Raw genomic sequence first — 1,582 nt, forward strand, 5'->3', positions numbered from 1 at the left:
TTAACGCTTATCTTCCGGCAATAGCGGCGGTACGTGCGGCACCTGCGGCGCCTCATCGATATCTTTCTGCGTCATGCGGAACGCTTCCGGATAGTGTTCGCGGCTGGTGCGGCGCAGCGGCTCGGTATCTCGCCAGGTGTAAAGACAGTGCTGGCACTGATACACGGTCCAGACCCCTTTCACCGGCGAGGTCGCCATGACTTCAATCTTTTCATCGGCGCAACGTGGACAAATCATCTTCTTCTCCTTATTTACGGTTGGCCAGCATAGCGGTCAGTTTTTCAGCCCAGGCTTTGGTTTCCGGCAGATCCTGCACCGGCTGGCTGTAGTGACCGCGAAGGTCCGGCGCAACCGGAGTGGTGGCGTCGATAATCAGTTTGTCGGTAATGCCTGCCGGGCTGGAGCCTGGGTCAAGTTCAAGGACCGACATGTTCGGCAACTGCACCAGGTCTCCCGCCGGGTTAACCTTCGAGGAGAGCGCCCACATCACCTGCGGCAGGTTGAACGGGTCGACGTCTTCATCAACCATGATCACCATCTTCACATAGCCGAGGCCGTGGGGAGTGGTCATCGCCCGCAGGCCCACCGCGCGGGCAAAACCGCCGTAGCGTTTTTTGGTGGAGATGATCGCCAGCAGACCATGGGTGTACATGGCGTTGACCGCCTGCACCTCCGGAAATTCGGCCTTCAGCTGCTGATACAGCGGTACGCAGGTCGCCGGGCCCATCAGATAGTCAATCTCGGTCCACGGCATACCGAGGTAGAGCGATTCAAAAATCGGTTTGCTGCGATAAGAAACTTTGTCGATACGCACTACCGTCATGTTACGACCGCCGGAGTAGTGACCGGTAAATTCACCGAACGGCCCCTCGATCTCACGCTTACGCCCTTCAATGACCCCTTCGAGGATCACTTCCGAACCCCAGGGTACGTCAAAGCCGGTCAGCGGCGCGGTAGCGATGGGATACGGGCTCTCGCGCAGCGCGCCAGCCATCTCATATTCAGACTGATCGTATTTCAGCGGCGTGGCGCCCATCAGGGTAATAATCGGGTCGTTACCGAGGGTAATGGCGATCGGCAGATCTTCCCCACGCTCTTCCGCTTTGTGCAGATGCAGCGCGATATCGTGCATCGGTACCGGCTGCAGGCCGAGCTTGCGCTTGCCTTTCACTTCCATGCGGTAGATACCGACGTTTTGCTTACCGAAGTTATCTTTATCCAGCGGATCGCGCGAAACGACACAGGCTTTATCGAGGTAGAAACCGCCGTCACCATCGTTGAGGCGGAACAGCGGCAGAATATCGAACAGGTTGATATCATCGCCATCAACAGTATTTTCCGCCCACGCCGGGTTGGCGCGGCGCTCTGGCGTCACCGGGAAGTTATCCCAGCGGCGAATGAACTCATCAATCTGCTTTTTCACCGGCGTGTTAGGCGGCAGGCCCAGCGAGATGGCATGGTTCTGCCACGAGCCGATGGTGTTCATCGTCACGCGAGCGTCGTTAAAGCCGCGAATATTATCGAACCACAGCGCCGGGGCACCGTCGCCGATGCGTCCGGTCGCATTGGCGGCCGCCCCCCG

At 58.5% G+C, this 1,582-nt stretch carries 2 protein-coding genes; both read right to left on the reverse strand.

Annotation, left to right across the window (positions count from 1 at the left end):
• On the reverse strand, window positions 1-237 hold the full coding sequence (locus HMPREF9538_RS09985; RefSeq protein WP_002915098.1) for a non-oxidative hydroxyarylic acid decarboxylases subunit D: 237 nt from the start codon (window positions 235-237) through the stop codon (window positions 1-3).
• A 10-nt stretch (window positions 238-247) separates the two neighbouring features.
• Window positions 248-1,582 (reverse strand): non-oxidative hydroxyarylic acid decarboxylases subunit C (locus HMPREF9538_RS09980; protein ID WP_009485528.1); only part of this gene is annotated, 1,335 nt, incomplete at its 5' end.

This window comes from Klebsiella sp. MS 92-3 (assembly GCF_000195655.1).
GTDB lineage: Bacteria > Pseudomonadota > Gammaproteobacteria > Enterobacterales > Enterobacteriaceae > Klebsiella > Klebsiella pneumoniae.

Coding starts and splice junctions, on each gene's coding strand:
- HMPREF9538_RS09985 (WP_002915098.1), bottom strand. CDS start 237: ATGATTTGTCCACGTTGCGCCGATGAAAAGATTGAAGTCATGGCGACC.